The sequence below is a fragment of the Pseudaeromonas paramecii genome (assembly GCF_039540575.1).
Taxonomy (GTDB): Bacteria; Pseudomonadota; Gammaproteobacteria; order Enterobacterales; family Aeromonadaceae; genus Pseudaeromonas; species Pseudaeromonas paramecii.
Window position 1 is genome coordinate 15,570 of the sequence record NZ_BAABFC010000018.1, and the last position, 16,655, is coordinate 32,224.

At 65.6% G+C, this 16,655-nt stretch carries 17 protein-coding genes and 1 pseudogene; 7 read left to right on the forward strand and 11 right to left on the reverse strand.

Going from position 1 to position 16,655, the window contains the following annotated elements; genetic code table 11:
• Positions 1-14: 14 nt before the first annotated feature.
• Together pfkB and fruB are read right to left on the reverse strand one after the other, a co-directional pair.
• On the reverse strand, positions 15-956 hold the full coding sequence (pfkB, locus tag ABD847_RS13270; protein WP_345013810.1) for a 1-phosphofructokinase: 942 nt from the start codon (positions 954-956) through the stop codon (positions 15-17).
• Positions 953-2,080 (reverse strand): fused PTS fructose transporter subunit IIA/HPr protein, encoded by a 1,128-nt coding sequence (gene fruB / locus ABD847_RS13275; RefSeq protein ID WP_345013812.1) that lies wholly within the window; start codon positions 2,078-2,080, stop codon positions 953-955. Before fruB ends, pfkB begins: the two co-directional genes overlap by 4 nt.
• A gap of 194 nt (positions 2,081-2,274) precedes the next feature.
• Here fruB and cra point away from each other — a divergent pair, with 194 nt between their 5' ends.
• The 4 genes from cra (at position 2,275) to ABD847_RS13295 (ending at position 6,185) form a co-directional block, all read left to right on the forward strand.
• Positions 2,275-3,264, forward strand: a complete 990-nt coding sequence (cra, locus tag ABD847_RS13280; protein WP_345013814.1) for a catabolite repressor/activator — start codon at positions 2,275-2,277, stop codon at positions 3,262-3,264.
• Positions 3,265-3,278: 14 nt separating this feature from the next.
• A complete protein-coding gene (locus ABD847_RS13285) occupies positions 3,279-3,740 on the forward strand; it encodes an RpiB/LacA/LacB family sugar-phosphate isomerase (RefSeq protein WP_345013816.1) in 462 nt (153 codons plus the stop codon).
• A gap of 185 nt (positions 3,741-3,925) precedes the next feature.
• Positions 3,926-5,146: an aldose 1-epimerase family protein gene (locus ABD847_RS13290; RefSeq protein WP_345013818.1), complete on the forward strand. Its 1,221-nt coding sequence runs from the start codon at positions 3,926-3,928 to the stop codon at positions 5,144-5,146.
• Between the two features lie 97 nt (positions 5,147-5,243).
• A complete protein-coding gene (locus tag ABD847_RS13295; protein WP_345013820.1) occupies positions 5,244-6,185 on the forward strand; it encodes an aldo/keto reductase in 942 nt (313 codons plus the stop codon).
• On the opposite strand, the gene ABD847_RS13300 is transcribed toward ABD847_RS13295, so the two are convergent.
• From ABD847_RS13300 to bufA2, 3 genes are read right to left on the reverse strand one after another with little or no spacing between them, the layout of a single operon-like run.
• The gene (locus tag ABD847_RS13300) at positions 6,182-6,946 is read right to left on the reverse strand and encodes an HvfC/BufC N-terminal domain-containing protein (RefSeq protein ID WP_345013822.1); all 765 of its coding nucleotides are present in this window, start codon (positions 6,944-6,946) and stop codon (positions 6,182-6,184) included. The two genes, ABD847_RS13295 and ABD847_RS13300, sit on opposite strands and share 4 nt — an antisense overlap.
• Positions 6,933-7,760 carry an MNIO family bufferin maturase gene (gene bufB / locus ABD847_RS13305; RefSeq protein ID WP_345013824.1) on the reverse strand — a complete coding sequence of 276 codons (828 nt, stop codon included), beginning with the start codon at positions 7,758-7,760 and terminating at the stop codon, positions 6,933-6,935. Before bufB ends, ABD847_RS13300 begins: the two co-directional genes overlap by 14 nt.
• 47 nt (positions 7,761-7,807) lie before the next feature.
• A complete protein-coding gene (gene bufA2, locus ABD847_RS13310) occupies positions 7,808-8,056 on the reverse strand; it encodes a BufA2 family periplasmic bufferin-type metallophore (RefSeq protein WP_345013826.1) in 249 nt (82 codons plus the stop codon).
• 179 nt (positions 8,057-8,235) lie between these two features.
• On the opposite strand from bufA2, the gene ABD847_RS13315 reads away from it, so the two are divergent.
• A complete protein-coding gene (locus ABD847_RS13315) occupies positions 8,236-8,694 on the forward strand; it encodes a hypothetical protein (protein WP_345013828.1) in 459 nt (152 codons plus the stop codon).
• On the opposite strand, the gene ABD847_RS13320 is transcribed toward ABD847_RS13315, so the two are convergent.
• The 5 genes from ABD847_RS13320 to ABD847_RS13340 form a co-directional block, all read right to left on the reverse strand.
• A complete protein-coding gene (locus ABD847_RS13320) occupies positions 8,649-9,353 on the reverse strand; it encodes a DUF3142 domain-containing protein (RefSeq protein ID WP_345013830.1) in 705 nt (234 codons plus the stop codon). The genes ABD847_RS13315 and ABD847_RS13320 overlap by 46 nt on opposite strands.
• Positions 9,350-11,329: a PA5441 family protein gene (locus tag ABD847_RS13325; RefSeq protein WP_345013832.1), complete on the reverse strand. Its 1,980-nt coding sequence runs from the start codon at positions 11,327-11,329 to the stop codon at positions 9,350-9,352. Before ABD847_RS13325 ends, ABD847_RS13320 begins: the two co-directional genes overlap by 4 nt.
• Before the next feature lie 161 nt (positions 11,330-11,490).
• Complete coding sequence (locus ABD847_RS13330) at positions 11,491-13,047, reverse strand: ArnT family glycosyltransferase (RefSeq protein WP_345013834.1); 1,557 nt, start codon at positions 13,045-13,047, stop codon at positions 11,491-11,493.
• Positions 13,048-13,172: 125 nt separating this feature from the next.
• Entirely contained in the window at positions 13,173-13,862 is a 690-nt protein-coding gene (locus ABD847_RS13335) for an LrgB family protein (RefSeq protein WP_345013836.1), read from the reverse strand.
• Positions 13,855-14,253: a CidA/LrgA family protein gene (locus ABD847_RS13340; protein WP_345013838.1), complete on the reverse strand. Its 399-nt coding sequence runs from the start codon at positions 14,251-14,253 to the stop codon at positions 13,855-13,857. The genes ABD847_RS13335 and ABD847_RS13340 overlap by 8 nt, the downstream gene beginning before the upstream one ends.
• A 104-nt stretch (positions 14,254-14,357) precedes the next feature.
• On the opposite strand from ABD847_RS13340, the gene ABD847_RS13345 reads away from it, so the two are divergent.
• On the forward strand, positions 14,358-15,236 hold the full coding sequence (locus ABD847_RS13345; RefSeq protein ID WP_345013840.1) for a LysR family transcriptional regulator: 879 nt from the start codon (positions 14,358-14,360) through the stop codon (positions 15,234-15,236).
• Here the strand turns inward: ABD847_RS13345 and yghU are convergent.
• On the reverse strand, positions 15,233-16,066 hold the full coding sequence (gene yghU / locus ABD847_RS13350; protein ID WP_345013842.1) for a glutathione-dependent disulfide-bond oxidoreductase: 834 nt from the start codon (positions 16,064-16,066) through the stop codon (positions 15,233-15,235). The two genes, ABD847_RS13345 and yghU, sit on opposite strands and share 4 nt — an antisense overlap.
• A gap of 278 nt (positions 16,067-16,344) precedes the next feature.
• Between yghU and ABD847_RS13355 the strand changes: the two are divergent.
• Positions 16,345-16,655 (forward strand): annotated as a pseudogene (locus tag ABD847_RS13355) (transposase); the annotation flags it as partial.

The following is a 16,655-nucleotide window of genomic DNA, read 5'->3' on the forward strand; positions in this document are numbered from 1 at the left end:
TATCCTCAACGCGTTCACGCAAGTTGTTCCACTTCGATGCGGGCCAGCATGGCCTCCAGCACCGCCTTGTCCTTCACCCCGACGCCCACCTGGGTGACGGCCAGCGCCGACACCGCCGAGGCCAGACGCAAGGTCTGCTCGATGGACCAGCCCTGGGCCAGGCCCCAGGCCAATCCGGCCACCATGGAGTCACCCGCCCCCACGGTACTCACCACCGACATGCGCGGCGGCTGGGCACGCCACCACTGCTCGCCGGCCCGCCACAGCACGCCATCGGCGCCGCGGGAAACCACCACATGCTGGATACCGTGCTTATGTTGCAGCCCCTCGGCGGCGGCCATCAGCGCCGCACGGCTTTCCAGCGGCCGACCGGCCCACTCCGCCAGCTCATGTTCATTGGGTTTTACCAGGAAGGGACCGGCCGTGAGCCCCGCGGTGAGCGCCGCCTTGCTGCTGTCAAACAGCACCGGCTTGCCCACCGCCACCAGGGCGCGCAGCAGCTCGGCGCCCCGTTCCGGGCTCAGGCCCCGGGGCAGGCTGCCCGCCACCACCAGCAGATCCGCCCGGGCCGCCAGGGCCAGCAGGTGTTGCTGCAGCTGGGCGATGGCCGCCTCGTCTACCTCGATACCGGGGAAGTTCAGCTCGGTGACCTCACCGTCCGCCTCCACCAGCTTGACGTTGATGCGGGTGGCACCCGGCACCACCTGGAAGTGATCCTCCAGCCCCTCGGCGGCAAACAGCTGCTGGAACTCGCCCTGATTGTCCGCCCCCAGCAGGCCGCTCACCTGCACCTGGCCGCCCAGATCCTTGAGCACCCGCGCCACATTGATACCCTTGCCTGCCGGATGCAGGTTGCCCTGGGTCATGACGTTCACGGCACCGCGCTGCAACTGCGCCAGCTGGCCGGTGAGATCCAGCGCCGGGTTCAGGGTGATGGTCAGCAATACCGGACTCATGCCGCGCTCCCCTCACCCAGGCCATCGGCGATCAGCTGGCCTATGTGGCTGAGCGCCGCCTCGGCATCACTGCCCTGGGCAGTGAAGGCCAGACGGTGACCGTGGCGCACCCCCAGGCTCACCACCTTCATCAGGCTCTTGGCGTTGACCGGCTTGCCGTCGCCATCCAGGTTGCTGACCCAGATCTGGCTGTTGAACTCCTTCACCGCCTTCACCAGCACGGCGCTGGGCCGGGCATGCAGGCCGTGGGGATTGGTGACGGTGAACACCTTGGCCACCCCGTCGAGCTCAGGCTCGGAGAGCAGCTTCACCAGGGCAGCCCCATCGGCGGTCCACAGCTTGTCCTGCTGCTGCTTGTCCAGCAGGGTCAGCAGGCAATCCAGCACCGGCTTGTGCTGGGCATCCTTGGCGGCGAACAGCAACAGGCCGCGCACAGGCGTGCCGTCCTGGCTGAGGGCCTGGGCCGGCCGCACCAGGGCCACGGCGGTACGCTTGACACCCTGGGCCCAGGAGAGGGACCAGAGGCCGTGCCCCAGGTGCACCGGGGTCTGGCTGATGAGACCCGCCAGGGCCGCCGTCTCCAGGGCACCGGCGTTATGCAGCAGCCCGGCGGCGGCGGCCTGCAGGCTCACCCGATCCCGGGCCGGGAAGTCCAGCAGCAGCGTCTCCTGGCCGAATAGCAGGGGCTGGGCAACCTGGCCGCCATTGAGCAGGGCCGCCAACTCGCCGGCATCCCGGCAGGCCTTGAGCTTGGGTGCCAAAGACTCATCCCCCAGCACATGGGTCAGCTGGCGCAGTATGCCCAGGTGCTCGTCGGACTGGGCGGCGATGCCGATGACCACATGCGCCACCTGACCGTTGCCCCAATCCACCCCATTGGCGAAATGCACCACCCGTACCCCGGTCTGTTGCACCTGATCCCGGGTATCCGTGGTGCCATGGGGAATGGCGATGCCATTGCCCAGGTAGGTGGAGGTCTGCTGCTCGCGCCGCAGCATGCCGTCCACATAGCCGGCGGCCACCAGGCCGGCGTCGGCCATCTGACCAGCCACCAGACGGATGGCCGCCTGCTTGTCGGCGGCGCCGTCAGCCAGATGAATGTCTTGTGCCTGCACTTTCAACATGGGTCTACCTCATGATTCGCTGGGGACGCTCCGCCAGGGTGTCGGTGGATGCGCCATTATCAATTAATCGATTCAGCCTTAATGCTGGATCGTTTCAGCTTTATCAGCAAGCCACACTCCGGTATAATCGGACGAGATTTTGAGGTGGCGCACACTTATTTTAGTCACCAGCCCGGAATGAGTCGGAGTTTGTCATGAAACTGGAAGAAGTGGCCCGTCTGGCCGGGGTCTCCCGCACCACCGCCAGCTATGTGATCAACGGCAAGGCAGCCGAACACAGGATCAGCGAGAAGACCCAGGCCAAGGTGATGGCCGTGGTGGAGCAGTACAATTATCGCCCCGATCAAGCCGCCACCGCTCTGCGCCTGGGCAGCAGCAAGCTGCTGGGCTACATACTGCCGGACCTGGAGAACCACAGTTACGCCAAGCTGGCCAAGCTGCTGGAGGCCGGGGCTCGCCGTCGCGGTTTTCAGCTGATCCTGGCCTGCTCCGACGATGATCCCGCCACCGAGCGCGCCCTGGCGGAAACCCTGACCGCCCGCCGCATCGACGCCCTGTTGGTCTCCAGCGTGCTGCCCCCCGGTGATGACTTCTACCACCGCTTCCAGAGCAAGGGCCTACCCATCATCGCCATCGACCGGGCGCTGGACGAACAACGCTTCGCCTCGGTGATCAGCGAGGACAGGTACGGCGCCAACCAGCTGACCCGCTCCCTGCTGACCCCGGCCCCCGCCAGCATAGGCCTCATCGGCGCCGTGCCGGACATCAATATCTCCCGCCAGCGGGAGCAGGGCTTCCGCGAGGCCATCGCCCAACACGCTCCTCAGCTAACGCCCTTGTGCGGCTACGGTGACCATTTTAGCCGGGAGGCCGGCGCCGCCCTGTGCCGCCAATGGCTGGCGGACGGCAGTCTGCCGGAGGCCATCCTCACCACCGCCTATGTGCTGCTGGAAGGGGTGCTGGACGAACTGGCCCCCTACCCAGAGCGACTGGCCGCCACCCGGCTGGCCACCTTCGGTGACAACCGCCTGCTGGACTTCCTGCCGGTGAAGGTCAACGCCCTACCCCAGCAGTTCCCCCTCATCGCCGAACAGGCGCTGGAGCTGGCGCTGGATGCCATCGGCCGGAACTACCGTACCGGCCTGCACATCATTCCGCGGCTGCTGCATGCGCGCGCCGTCTGATTAGGAGACTCCCCATGAAGATTGCCCTGGCCTCGGATCACGCCGGCCTGCCCCTCAAGCTGGAAATTGCCGCCTGGTTGCAGGCCCAAGGTCACAGTCTGGAAGACTTCGGCACCCACAGCAGCGATCCCTTCGATCTGCCGGACAGCATCTACCCGGCCGCCCTGGCCGTCGGCCGCGGCCAGGTGGATCGCGGCATCTTCGTGGATGGTGTGGGCTATGGCAGCGCCATGATTGCCAACAAGATCCACGGCGTGTACGCCGCCGTCTGCCAGGATCCTTTCTGTGCCGGGCTGGCCCGCTCCCACTCCAACAGCAATGTGCTCTGCCTGGGGGGCAAGCTGATTGGCTCCGCCATCGCCATGGAAATCGTCCGGGTCTGGCTGACCACCGACTACCTGGCGAACGACGACAAGTACCGCCGCCGCGTCGACAAGGTGGTGGCCATCAACGACCGCCACCTCCTGCCGCTGTAAGGCGCAAGCCCCACTCGGGGCTGGGATCCAGCACAAATTTCAGCCGCCGATTGGCGGCTTTTTGTTCCGGCTGACTCACATAAGCAAGTCGGTCTCCTTGCTCCCCACGCCCACCATCCGATAGCGTTTTCATCGAAAGCTGTAACGATTCAGCCAAACAAAACACCGATGAAAGGAGCACCAAGATGATCAAACCTATCGCCGCTGCCGTACTGTTGGCATTAACCTCTGTCTCCACCCAGGCGGTGGAATTCGTCCTCACCGATGCCACCAGTGGCCAGGACGTGGGCAACTGGCAGGTCAGCAGTGACAGCCTGGGGCTGAAGACAGATGCCCCCTTCACGCTGGAGAAGCGTCGCCTGCATGGCGGCAAGCAGGAAGGGGTGGACGTGCTGGTGGTGAACAACGGCGTCATGGAGATCACCCTGGTGCCCACCCGCGGCATGGGCATCTATCAGGTGAAGAGCGGCGAGCTGCGCCTGGGCTGGGATTCGCCGGTCAAGGAGATAGTCAACCCGGCCTTCATCGATCTGGAAAGCCGTAACGGCCTGGGCTGGCTGGACGGTTTCAACGAGATGATGGTGCGCTGCGGCTACGAATGGACCGGTCACCCCGGGGTGGATGACAACGGCCAACTGCTGAGCCTGCATGGCCGCGTCCAGAACACCCCCGCCAGCACGGTGAAGGTGATCATCGATGATGCCGCACCCCACACCATTCATGTGCAGGGCCTGGTGGCGGAACACACCTTCAAGAAGACCAATCTCACCACCCTGACCGAGCTGAGCGTCACCCCCGGCAGCCGCACCTTCGAGCTGCACGACCAGCTGACCAACCAGGCGGACTACGCCGACGAGTACCAGATCATCTACCACAGCAACTTCGGCACGCCGATCCTGGAGGCCGGTGCCAAGGTGACCGCCGCCGCCAGCGAGATCTCGCCGTTCAACGACTATGCCAAGGCCGGACTCAAGGGCTGGCAGACCTACCTGGCCCCCACCAAGGACTATGACGAGATGGTGTTCAACCTCAAGCCCATCGGTGATGCCCAGGGCCACAGCCTGGCGGTGCTGCACAATCAGGCCGGCAACCTGGGGGTGGCAGTGGGCTACAACGTCAAGCAACTGCCGGTGCTGACTCTGTGGAAGAACACAGACACTAAGCAGCAGGGCTATGTCACCGGCATAGAGCCGGGTACCAGCTACGCCTACAACACCAAGTACCAGCGGCCCCTGGGCCTGGTGCCCACCATACAGCCGGGAGAGACCAAATCGTTCGATCTGAGTTACACCCTGCTGCGCAGCGCCGAGGATACCCGTCAGGCCCTGGCCGAGGTGGCCCGCATCCAGGGCAAGCAGCCCCTCAAGCTGGTGGACAAGCCCCTGGTGGATCTGACCAAGCACTGAGGCCACTCAGGCTCCCCCCTCGGGGGAGCCTGACTGACTGGCGGGGGCACCGACACTGGGTCTAGTCTTGACGGGACACCCAGCTCCGGAAGTGCCCATGACCTTTCCCCTCCAACAGCGTCTGCCCACCGCCAGCCGGCTCATCCTGAGCTGCCGGGGGCTGGGCGCCGACGGAGAACAGACCCCCCTGCTGCGCCGGGCGGTGCAGCAGGCCGAGGTGCTGCTGGAGGCGGCGCTCGCCTGCGGTCTGCGCCAGCTGGATCAGGCCGACAGCGACCATCACGGCAAGAGCCAGCAGGTGCTGGGGGAGCTGTTTCGCCGCCAACCCACCCTGCGCCAACAATTTATCCTGCAGACCAAGTGCGGCCTGGTACCGGAAGAGGCCGACCATTGCCGCCAATACGATCTCAGCGCCCGCCACCTGATCCAGAGCGTGGAGCTCAGCCTGGAGCGGCTGCACACCGACTACCTGGATATCCTGCTGCTGCACAGACCCGATCCCCTGATGGAGCCGGAAGAGTTGCTGGAGGCCTGGTACCGGCTACGGCAGGCCGGCAAGGTGCGGCTGTTGGGGGCCGTTAATGTGTCGGTCGCCCAGCTGGCCTGGGTGCAACAGCTGCTGCCGGAGCCCCCCGTGGTGCTGCAACAGGAGATGAGCCTGGGTCAGCGCCGCTGGCTGGAGGCGGAGCTGCCCGGTCACGGGGCCGGTCAGGAAACCCTGATCTACTGCCAGCGCCATGGCATTCAGCTGCAGGCCGCCGACAGCCTGGCCCAGGGCCGCTTCAGCGGCGGGCCGGGCGCTCTGCCCCACACGGCGCCCATCTGCCGCCTGCTCAAGGCGTTGGCCGCCGACCATCACTGCCTGCCGGAGTCCCTGGTGTTGGCCTGGCTGCTGCGTCACCCGGCGGGCATACAGCCGGTGGTGGACTGTCGCCAGGCGGATCGGCTGCGGGCCGTCAGCCAGGCCCAGGAGATCAGCTTGAGCCGCGAGGAGTGGTACCGGCTGTACCAGACGGCCCGCGGCCAACCCCTGCCCTAATCGGCCCTCAGCAGCCCCTCCGCCAACCAGCCCTGCAACAGGCTCACCAGACGCAACGGCACCTGCTCCGCCGACTGCCAGTCGGTCAGCCCCTCACACACAGATGCCAAGGTGGACCCCGCCGCCAGGCTGGCCAACGCCCAGGCCTCGTCCGTCGCCAGACTACGCCAGACCACCATGCCGTCGGGCCGCCGCCAGATGAGCCAGTCTCCCGCCTGGGCCACCGGCTCCGGTGGCACCTGCTCCGCCAGCAGGGCCTGCCAAAGGGCGGGCACATTCCAGTGGAGGTGCATGGCGCAGGCGGAGGGCTGCAATCGCAAGCGGCAGACGGCCCAGTCCTCCGGCGCCAGGCCGGCCAGGGCCGCCACCGGCAGCACGGGGGCATCCGCCGCATCCAGCGCGCCCCGCAGTGCCCACTCAAAGCGGGCCAGCTCCGCCAGCACCGGCAGCTGGGCATAGGGGGACTGCCGGGTCAGCCAGTCGGCCAGCCGACCACCAAACCAGCGGATGGAGGGGGCGGCGGAGGGGTGCGCCACCAGATAGTCGAACCCCAGCTGCTCAAACTGCGCCTGGCCCAGCAAGGCATAGAGGGCCGGATAGTTGCTGGCCAGGGCCTCCACCAGCCGCAACCGGTAAGCCGCTTGATAGACCGCCAGCTGCCGCGCGGCCGAGACGGCACCCTCACGCAGCGGCAGATCGCAGACCGTCTGGCCGCTGAGGATGTTCTGTTGCAGGCCGGCCTGCCACTCATGCAGCCGCATGGCAGGGCTCCTCGGCCAGGGCGCGAGCACGCGCCAGCTCGTCCAGCAGACTGGCCAGGGGCGGGATGGCATCATCCCGCTCCAGCAGGGTGGGCACGGCGCCAAACTGGGCCCGCGCCCGGGCATACAGCTGCCACACCGCCTCACAGACGGGGGCATCATGGGTGTCGATACACAGATCCCCCAGATCCTGGTGGCCGGCCAGATGGAACTGGCGCACCCGCTCAGGCGGCAGGGCCTGCAGGTACTCCCAGGGGTCGAAACCATGGTTGCGGCCCGACACATAGATGTTGTTGATGTCCACCAGCAGATCGCAATCGGCGGCCTCGGCCACCGCCACCAGAAACGCCCACTCTGTCATGGGCGCCTGGGCCGCCAGATAACTGGAGACGTTCTCAATCACCAGGCGCCGCTCCAGCACCTGTTGGGCCTGACGGATGCGACCGGCTACATGGGTCACCGCCTCCTCGCTGTAGGGCAGCGGCAGCAGATCGTGCAGATAGCGGCCATTCATACCGGTCCAGCACAGGTGATCCGATACCCAAGCCGCCCGGGTTCGTTCGGCCAATGCCTTGATCTGGTGGAGATAATCCAGATCCAGCTCATCGACTCCCCCCAGATTCATGGCCACCCCGTGCATCACCAGGGGGTAACGCTCGGCGATGCGATCCAGGTAATAGAGCGGCCGACCACCGGGCACCAGATAGTTATCCGACAGTATCTCCAGCCACTCCACCGGCTGGGGGGCGGCGAGAAAATCCTCATAATGCTCGGGTCTGAGCCCCAGCCCGAAACCCTCAATGACAGTGGTCATGCTGTGCTCCCAATGGGGCGGGGCGAACCCCGCCGGCATAGACGGGGTTACTCCAGGACGCTGCCGCCCTGATCGACACAGGCCTGGGCGCTGGGGACCAGCAACCAGCCGTGACCCTTGCAGGCATTCTGGCCGGCACAGGCATTCTGTGCCGTCTGGCACTTGGATTGCCCCTTGCAGGCGTTGATCCCCATACACTTGACCTGGGGGGCCTCGTTGGCCTGGACGCTGGGGGTGATGGAACCAAACAGGGCGGCAGCAGCAGCTGCCAAGGCGACACCGGTGACTTTGTTCATGCTGTCTTTCCTTGTAGAGGTGAAGATGGCGTATTTCACGCCGGTCGAGACCGTCTCGACCCCCATTGGTCGGCCCAGCAGAACAAACCTGACAGCCGGTGGACATTTTTTTCGCCCACGGCAAACAGAGCGACGATCCACTAGGCTAAACCTGATGAGGCCAAGCGGAGTGAGGCGACATGATCCCAGCCCCCAATCAGCTGCAGCACGGTTTCTATTCCATCGAGTGTCATGGGGACTTCTTGCGCATCTGTGTGGCGGAGAGCACCAATGAGGAATTGGTGCTGGCGTATCAGCGGGAGGTGAAGCAGGCCATAGGGCAGCTGACCAGCCGCCACTGGGGGGTTCATCTGATCGTGCTGGGGGATGCCATGATGACCCAGGACGCGGCGGAGCGGCTGATCACCGCCACCCGGGCCCAGGTACCCTTGGGACGCTGCTGCACCGCCATCGAGCTGCGCCAGCCCACCGCCCGCGCCCTGCAGACCCACTTCTGGGAGGGCATCTACCGCCAGGCCGGCCTGCACTGCGCCGTGCTGGCCAACGAGACAGCGGCCCTGGAGTGGATACGGCAGCAGATCCGCCAGGCGGATCAGGCCGACGACGGGTTCAGCAAGAACACCACCTCACCCCCATAGTTGGGCAGTTCAGCCAGGCGCCGCTGCCAGGCCGGCTCCCACTCCCCCCCTTGCACCAGACCCAGCTTGAACGGCAGCGTCAAGCGCAACAAGGCCGGCAGATAGGCGTGATAGCGGGTGACGGTCTGCCGGCCGCGGTAGGTCTGCACCACCAGCTCATCCACTGTGCCCGCCAGGCCGTTGAGCACCGCCACCTCGCCATTGGCACTCCAGTCCAGCAGACCAGTGACGCTCAGTTTACAGTCGGTCGGCAGGCTGGCTCGCAGCCGGCGCAAGAAGGTGGCGTACTGAGCCAGGTTGGCGGTGGCGGCATCGAAGTCGATCTGCAGGCCGATCACCGGATTGCCCGCCGCCAGCCAGGCCTCCCGCTGCCGTAGCAGATCCCGTAGCACAGCCTCCGACCAGGCCAGGGTTTGCACCCGATAGCTGAGCCAGAGCCGGGGAAACCTCAAGCGGGCAACCGGAGGGCCCAGGGCCACCAGCTCACCGTCCCGCCGCACCTCGCCCTGCAGCAGGTAGAGGGTCTGCGCCTGGCCCAGCACCGGTTGGGGCCGCACCCCGGCCCACAGCCAGAAGGCCTGGTACTGCGCCGCCGCTACCGTACCGGCCACCGACGGCAGCGCCCACCAGAGCGCCACCGCCCAGACTAGCCACCTCACCAGTAATATTTCTGTTTGGCCGCCCAAGGGGTCTTGCCATAGGTGCCCTTGAGGGTCTGGAACCAGGCCTTGCGTTCGGCCTTGGCTATCTCTTCACTGCCACAGTGGTTATAGCCACTGCTGGCGAAGCAGTTGATGGCGCGATACAGGGCATAGCTGCGATCCTCGGCCGGCGCCTGGGTATCGGCGATCACCTGGCGGTACCAGCTCAGGCGGCCCTGAACCTGGCCGGCGAAGCGATCCGGCGCGCCCCCCAGCTCGCCCTGGTCTGGCTTGTCCCCCAAGGGGCTGTCATCCCAGCCCTGCTGCAACACCAGATCCCCCAGGCAATTGAGCGCCCTGGGGTTGGCCGCCTTGGCCAGGCTGGCCACCGTTTCATCCAGTGCCGGGCAGGCATAGCCATCCGGCCGGGGCAGCTTGCCAAAGGCGGTGAAGGTGAACGGCTCCTGCCCCAGTGCCGGGCCCATCAGCAGCTTGTCCTGCAAGAAGTCGGCGTAGTGCCCCCGGGTGAGATCCTTGTAGAGCAGGGTGAACAGGGCGGTATTGCGCTGCTCACGGGGCAGCTGCTTGTTTTGCGCCAGCTGGCGCAGCAGGGGGGCCGCAGCGCTAAAGCGCAACAGGGGCTCCCGTAGCCGGGGATCCGTGAGACCACTGTCGGCGGCAAACAGGTTGTCGAGCTGGTCGGCCCGCTCCAGTGTCATGGCCAACGCCAGATCCAGCAGCTTGCCCTGGGCCTCGGAGACGCGCCCCTGGCGCAGCTGGCGCCAGTGCTGTTCGGCCTCCGGCCAGCGACCCAGCCCCATCAGCGCCATGCCGCGCAGCACCTGACGACTAAACTGCAGCACCGCAGGCAGATCGGCTGGCGTCTGCGCCGTGAGGCTCAGCACCCCGGCCAGATCCTTTTGCACATAGTAACGTTGGGCCAACTGCAGGTAGTCCCAGTAGGCTTGCCAGCCGGCGGCGGCAAACTCGGCCTGCTGGGTGGCCAGCTGCTCGCTGTGCAGAGGTTGCCAACGGGTCTCCCATTCTGAGATGGCCCGCATCAGCCGCAGATCCTGCACCAGGATAAAGGGGGGCGCCGCCATGGGCTTGTCCGGCGCGGCCAGCAGCTTGTTGTCGATCTCGTCAAACAGGCTGAAGGGCACCGGCGACTGCTGCAGTCGGCTCAGATACTGCTGGGTCAGGGCCCCATCGTCCCCCATCAGCCAGGCCACCCGCCGGTAGAGGCCGCGGGCCGAGTCGGCGTACAGCCCCTGGGGATACTCGGCCAGGTAGGCATCCAGCCGCTCGCCGGCCTGCTGCAGGGCGGCCTTGTCTACCCGACTGAGATCATAGAAACCATACTCGTCCGCCGCGCTGACCTGGGCCCGGTTGATGGCTACCCGCGCCAGCAGATAGCGGGCCGTCTGCGCCAACCAGCCGGCCGGCTGGGCAGCCAGGGTGGCAAACCGGCGATCCGCCTCGTCAAAATCCGCCAGGTAGAAGGCCCGCGCGCCTCGCAGGTAATCGGCATAAGGCGCCGCCGCCCCTTCGCTGGGTAGATCTTGCAGGCCAGGCAGGGTGTCGGCCTGACACAGGCCCACCATGGCCAGCCGTGCCTGAGCCAGTGACAGCCGGTCAGCCGCCGACAAGGCGCCGTCTTGCTGCAGCGCCGTCAAAAAGGGTTCTGTGGTGGTCAGGCGATTGAGACTGCAACGCCCGGCCAGCCAGCCCTGGCTGCGGGTATCGGCCTCACTCACGGCCGCCGGCGTCACCCCCAGGGACTGCGCCAGCGCGGTCAACCGTTCGGTGGGCGCTACCGTCTCCACCTCGGGATTGAGTTGATCCAGGGAAAAGGGCACGGGCAGCGCGCTGGGCAGCAAAAAATGGCCATCCGCCTCGGCCAGCAACGCCAGGTTGACCCGGGTATCGTTGTCGGCGGAGAGAAACGGCAGGCCGGTGAGGCCGCATTGCCCCTCATCCAGCTGCAGACTCAAGGGCGGCGAACAGCCTACATCGGCACAGGACCACACCGCTCCCGCCCACCAACACAACAACCAGCCCGCGTGTCGCCAATCTCCCATGCTTTATGCCTCGTAATGCACCCCGGTCAGATGGCCATTATGCGCCCCAAGTGAGTCGCCGGACAATCCTGGCATCAGGGCGACAGCTGTTGCCAGCCGGCCCGATCCAGCAACAGCAGCTCACGGGTGCGATAGGGCTGGTGAAAACGCGCCGCCGTCAGCCAGTCGGCCGGGGGCTGATGCCGATCCAGTACCAGCAGGCCGTCAGGATGGTCGGCAAACCAGGCGGCCACCTGAGGCTGCTCCAGTACGGTCAGGGGGTGCTCGCCCCGCCCCAGATAGCGGAACTGATCATGGTACTTGCCCAGGTGGGCCACCGGTCGACCGGCCTGCTGCGCCGCCACCACCACCCGAGCCATGGGCGTCAGATCGTAATAACGTTGAAACCCCGCTTGGAGCGGCAACAGCATGGCCCCCAGACAGAGGGGAAACAGCAACACCACGGGAGTCAAGCCAGGCCGTCGCCACAGCCATACCAATAGGGCCAGGGGCAACAGTGCCAGGGCCCGCCAGGCAGGCGCCACCTGCGCCGCGACAAATAACCGGCCGGCCAGCTCGGGCAGGGAGGCACAGGCCAGGGCCAACAGACCCAGCAAGACCATCACCCCCCAGGTGCGGGTGAGTTGCCTGGGCAACAGGCGAGCGAGTGCCAGGGCGGCAAACGGCATGCAGGGCAACAGATAATGGGGTTGCTTGCCGCTGATCAGGCTGAACACCAGCAACTGCGGCAGCAAGCCCCACAACGCCAGACGCAGCAGGGGATCGGTGCCGTCAGGCCGGCGCCAGCGCCACACCAGGGGCCAGGGCAGCAGCATGGGTGGCAGTAGCAACAGGTACCAGTAAAAGGGCCTGGCATGGGCAAAGGAGTCGGCCATCCGACCTGCCGATTGCGACCAGAAGATCTGTTTGGCATAAGCGGCACCACCGAACCAGGCGGCAGGCAGCGCCCAGCACAGGATCACCACTATGCCCACCAGCAATGCCAGCCCAGCCGTCTTGAACCAGCCCTCCCGTGACCAGTGACTGGGCAGCCAGAATTTGGCCCCCAGCACCAGGGGTAACAGATAGACCAGCAGCACGGGTCCCTTGGCCAGCAGGCTCCAGCCCATGGCCAGCCCGGCCAGCCAGAACCAGCGCCGTCCATCACCGGCCTGGTGACGCAACAGGGCATAGAGGCTGGCCAGCACCCCCAGACTCATCAACTGATCGAAGAAGGTGATGGCGCAATAGAGCTGCCAGATCAGCAGGCTGGCCAGCAAGAGGGGGGCACGCCAGGCGGTGCGCAGCTGGCTGGGGGCCAGGCGTCGCACTAGGGCGCTGAGCAACCAGAAGTTGCCCAGCCCCACCAGCGGCACCACCATCAAGGAGACCCGATCCGAGACGCCAAACAGCTGCCAGGCCAGCGCCACCAGCCAGGACAGCAGCGGTGGCTTGTGGGCATAGGGCTCGCCATTGATGAGGGGCAGCCACCACTGGCCGCTCTGCCACATCTCCCAGGTCACCGACAGATAGCGGGTCTCATCCACCGGCATCACAGGCAACACATAGAGCCGACACAACAGCAACCAGAGCACCAACAGGCAGGCCAAGGCCGGTCCCAGCCAGACAAACGCACGGGCACGCGAGATCAAAGGATGTCCTTCAGATTGACGACTCAGTTGGGCATCAGCATAGCCGATATCCAGGCGTCGCCCAGGGAGGTTGCTTACATAACTTAATCATTACTCAGATAAATTTCAGAAAGATGGCATGGAGACTACCAGAATAGACGCCCCAGCCAGGGGGCCAGCAGCACCGTCATCACCCCGGCGATCAGCATCACCAGGCTGGAGATGACGCCCTCGGTGGGCCCCATCTGGTAGGCCCGGGCCGTGCCGGCACCGTGGGCGGAGGCCCCCATGGCGGCACCACGCCCCAGACGGCTGCGGATCATCATGCAGGTCAAGAGCCCCTCGCCGATAGCCATGCCGATCAGCCCGGTGAGTACCACGAACAGGGCGGTGAGATCCACCTGGCCGGCTACCGCCCGCGTCGCCTCCACCGCAAAGGGGGTGGTGATGGAGCGCATGGCCAGGCTGCGCTGCAACAGATCCGACAGATTGAGCCAGCGGGCAAGCCAGACGGTGCTGCTCACCGCCACCAGCACAGAGGTGGCCACCCCCAGGGTGAGGGAGAGCCAGTGGCGCCGGATGAGCTGGCGATGCTGGTAGACGGGCACGGCAAAGGCGACGGTGGCAGGCCCCAGCAGCCAGAGCAGCCAGCGGGACTCCACCATGTAGTCGGCATAGCTGACATGGCTGAGCAGCACCACGGCCACCAGCAGGGCCGGTGTCAGCAGCAAGGGGGTCAGGGGTAACAAGGGGAAACGGCGGTACAGGGCCTTGCTCAGGTAGTAGAAGACCACGGTCAACAGGAAGAACAGCATACCCCGGCCCCACTCAAACATGGCGGCGGCTCCGTCGGGCCAGCCAGAGTTCCAGCCGGTAGAGTCTGTCCACCACCAGGCTGGTGGCCGCCATCACCAGGGCGGTGCTCAACAGCAACACCAGGGCGATACGCCAGCCCTCATCCAGCAGCAGGCGACCGTAATTGACCACGGCCACCACCGCCGGCACGAAGAACAGCAGCATCTCCGCCAGCAGCCAGCCGGCGCCGGCACTGAACCACTCCACCCGCACCCAGCCCAGCAGCAGCAGGGCCAACAGCGCCAGCATGCCGGTGACATTGGCCGGCAGCGGCAGGGACCAGCTGCGCACTGCCCAATCTGCCAACAGCCAGATCCCGGCCAGCAGGACGATCTGCGCACTGATGCGCCACAGGTGTTGCAATCTGGCCATGGGGCCTCCCCTTGTGAAGTGGATCACAGTGTAGGGAGACCGAGATAAGTCTTGAAATGAATTTTTATTATAAATTTTATGCCAATAAGGAATGGGTTATCGCCATGGACATTCGCGCCCTGCGCTATTTCGTCGAGCTGGTGCGCCAGCAAAGCTTCACCCGCGCCTCGGAACGGCTATGCGTCACCCAGCCCACCATCAGCAAGATGGTGCGCAGCCTGGAGGAGGAGATAGGCGAACCCCTGCTGGATCGCCAGGGCCACAGCTTCCAGCTCACCGAGGCGGGCCAGCTGCTGCTGGCCCGGGCCCAGAGCATACTGGCGGAGCTGGCCCAGCTGCAGAGCGAGCTGACGGATCTGCAGCGTCTGCGCCGCGGCCGGCTGCGGCTGGGGATCCCGCCCATGGTGGGCCAGATCTACGCGCCGCTCATCCGCCGCTATCGCCAGCGCTATCCGGAGGTGGAGATCAGCATAGTGGAGTACGGCGGCCGCCATCTGGAACAGGCGGTGAGCGACGGTGAGCTGGATGTGGCCCTGACCATGCTGCCGACCCGCTCCGGCGAGGTGCTTCAGAGCCTGGCCCTGGCGGAGCACCCGGTGCTGGCGGTATTGCCCGGCCAGGCCGAGATCCCGGCGGGCCCCCTCGCCTTAAGCGATCTGCAGCAGATCCCCTTCTTGCTCTACACCCACGCCTTCACCCTCAGCGAGCGGCTGGAGCAGGGTTGCCAGGCCTGCGGCTTTGAACCCACGGTGGCGGCCCGCTCCAGTCAGTGGGACTTTCTCGCCGCCATGGTGCGCAGCGGCATGGGGGTGGCCTTCTTACCCGAACCCATCTGCCGCCAGCTGGATCTGCAGGAGCTGCGCTGCCAGCCCCTGACCCCGCCGCTGCTGTGGCGGCTGGGAGTCATCTGGCATGGCCAGCGCTACCTCTCCCGCGCCGCCGAGGCCTGGCTGCAGCTGTGCCGGGAACAGCAAGCCGGCTAGTCGAGATCCGCGGCGGCGTGCCGTTCGGCCACCTCGCCCTTCTCCGGCCCCCCTAAGCGGTTGACCCGCCGCCCCCGTTGCACCGCCGGCCGGGCCGCCACCGTCTGTGCCCAGCGCAACAGATGTGGGTATTCCTGTACCGACAAGAACTCGGCCGCCTGGTAGAGATCCCCCAGCACCAGGGCGCCATACCAGGGCCAGATGGCGATGTCGGCGATGCTGTAGGCCTCACCCGCCACATAGGGCCGGGTGGCCAGCAGGCTGTCCAGCAGATGCAGCTGGCGCTTGGTCTCCATGGCGTAGCGGTTGATGGGGTACTCCAGCTTCAGCGGGGCGTACTGATAGAAGTGGCCGAAGCCGCCACCCACGAAGGGGGCCGAGCCCATCTGCCAGAACAGCCAGTTGAGGGTCTCGGTGCGACCGGCCGGATCCTGAGCTAGCAGGGCGCCGAACTTCTCCGCCAGATAGAGCAGTATGGCGCCGGACTCGAACACCCGCACCGGCGCCGGGCCGCTGCGATCCAGCAGCGCCGGTATCTTGGAGTTGGGGTTCACCGCCACGAAGCCGCTGCCAAACTGCTCCCCCTCACCGATGCGAATGAGCCAGGCATCGTACTCAGCCCCGGCATGCCCCAGAGCCAGCAGCTCCTCGAGCATGATGGTGACCTTGATGCCATTGGGGGTGCCCAGGGAGTAAAGCTGCAACGGATGCTGCCCCAGCGGCAGCTCCTGGTCATGGGTGGCGCCGGAGACCGGCCGGTTGATGTTGGCAAACTGACCGCCGGAATGGGCGGGCGCCTGCCAGACCTTGGGGGGAACGTACTCACTCATACTGACTCCTGACTGACTCGAACGCGGGCAATGGACGATAACGGATGACCTTATCGCCCCCGCCGCCCGGCATCAAGCCAGCCTGCGGCAAGGGACTCTTGCCGGGAGAGCCATAATCTGCGGCTGTCCCTTGTCTACACCACGAAGAGACCAGCAATAAGGGCGGATACCATCTCCATACAACTAGGAGGCTAGCAAGCCGCCTTGTTGATCTGAATCGCCACCGGTTTTCTAGACACCTCACAGTTAGATAAACTAACGCAAAGAGAGGTGTTTCAATGAGCGCAAAACGCTACCCCGACGAGTTCAAAATCGAAGCCGTCAAGCAAGTGACCGATCGCGGTCATTCCGTGGCCGACGTGGCCAAACGACTGGATGTTACAACCCATAGTCTGTACACCTGGATCAAAAAATTTGGCCCTGACTCTCGTGAGCATGCTGAACTGAGCGAGGCCCAGGCCGAGATCCGCCGCTTACAAAAGGAACTCAAACGCGCGACCGAAGAGCGGGATATCTTAAAAAAGCCGCGGCGTACTTCGCAAAGCTGTCCGATTGAGGTACGCCTTTATCCAGGAACACCAGGAGCAGT

Bases quoted from the DNA above. Each gene is read 5' to 3' on its own strand.
- pfkB (WP_345013810.1), bottom strand. From the start codon at position 956: ATGAGTCCGGTATTGCTGACCATCACCCTGAACCCGGCGCTGGATCTC.
- fruB (WP_345013812.1), bottom strand. From the start codon at position 2,080: ATGTTGAAAGTGCAGGCACAAGACATTCATCTGGCTGACGGCGCCGCC.
- cra (WP_345013814.1), top strand. From the start codon at position 2,275: ATGAAACTGGAAGAAGTGGCCCGTCTGGCCGGGGTCTCCCGCACCACC.
- ABD847_RS13285 (WP_345013816.1), top strand. From the start codon at position 3,279: ATGAAGATTGCCCTGGCCTCGGATCACGCCGGCCTGCCCCTCAAGCTG.
- ABD847_RS13290 (WP_345013818.1), top strand. From the start codon at position 3,926: ATGATCAAACCTATCGCCGCTGCCGTACTGTTGGCATTAACCTCTGTC.
- ABD847_RS13295 (WP_345013820.1), top strand. From the start codon at position 5,244: ATGACCTTTCCCCTCCAACAGCGTCTGCCCACCGCCAGCCGGCTCATC.
- ABD847_RS13300 (WP_345013822.1), bottom strand. From the start codon at position 6,946: ATGCGGCTGCATGAGTGGCAGGCCGGCCTGCAACAGAACATCCTCAGC.
- bufB (WP_345013824.1), bottom strand. From the start codon at position 7,760: ATGACCACTGTCATTGAGGGTTTCGGGCTGGGGCTCAGACCCGAGCAT.
- bufA2 (WP_345013826.1), bottom strand. From the start codon at position 8,056: ATGAACAAAGTCACCGGTGTCGCCTTGGCAGCTGCTGCTGCCGCCCTG.
- ABD847_RS13315 (WP_345013828.1), top strand. From the start codon at position 8,236: ATGATCCCAGCCCCCAATCAGCTGCAGCACGGTTTCTATTCCATCGAG.
- ABD847_RS13335 (WP_345013836.1), bottom strand. From the start codon at position 13,862: ATGTTTGAGTGGGGCCGGGGTATGCTGTTCTTCCTGTTGACCGTGGTC.
- ABD847_RS13340 (WP_345013838.1), bottom strand. From the start codon at position 14,253: ATGGCCAGATTGCAACACCTGTGGCGCATCAGTGCGCAGATCGTCCTG.
- ABD847_RS13345 (WP_345013840.1), top strand. From the start codon at position 14,358: ATGGACATTCGCGCCCTGCGCTATTTCGTCGAGCTGGTGCGCCAGCAA.
- yghU (WP_345013842.1), bottom strand. From the start codon at position 16,066: ATGAGTGAGTACGTTCCCCCCAAGGTCTGGCAGGCGCCCGCCCATTCC.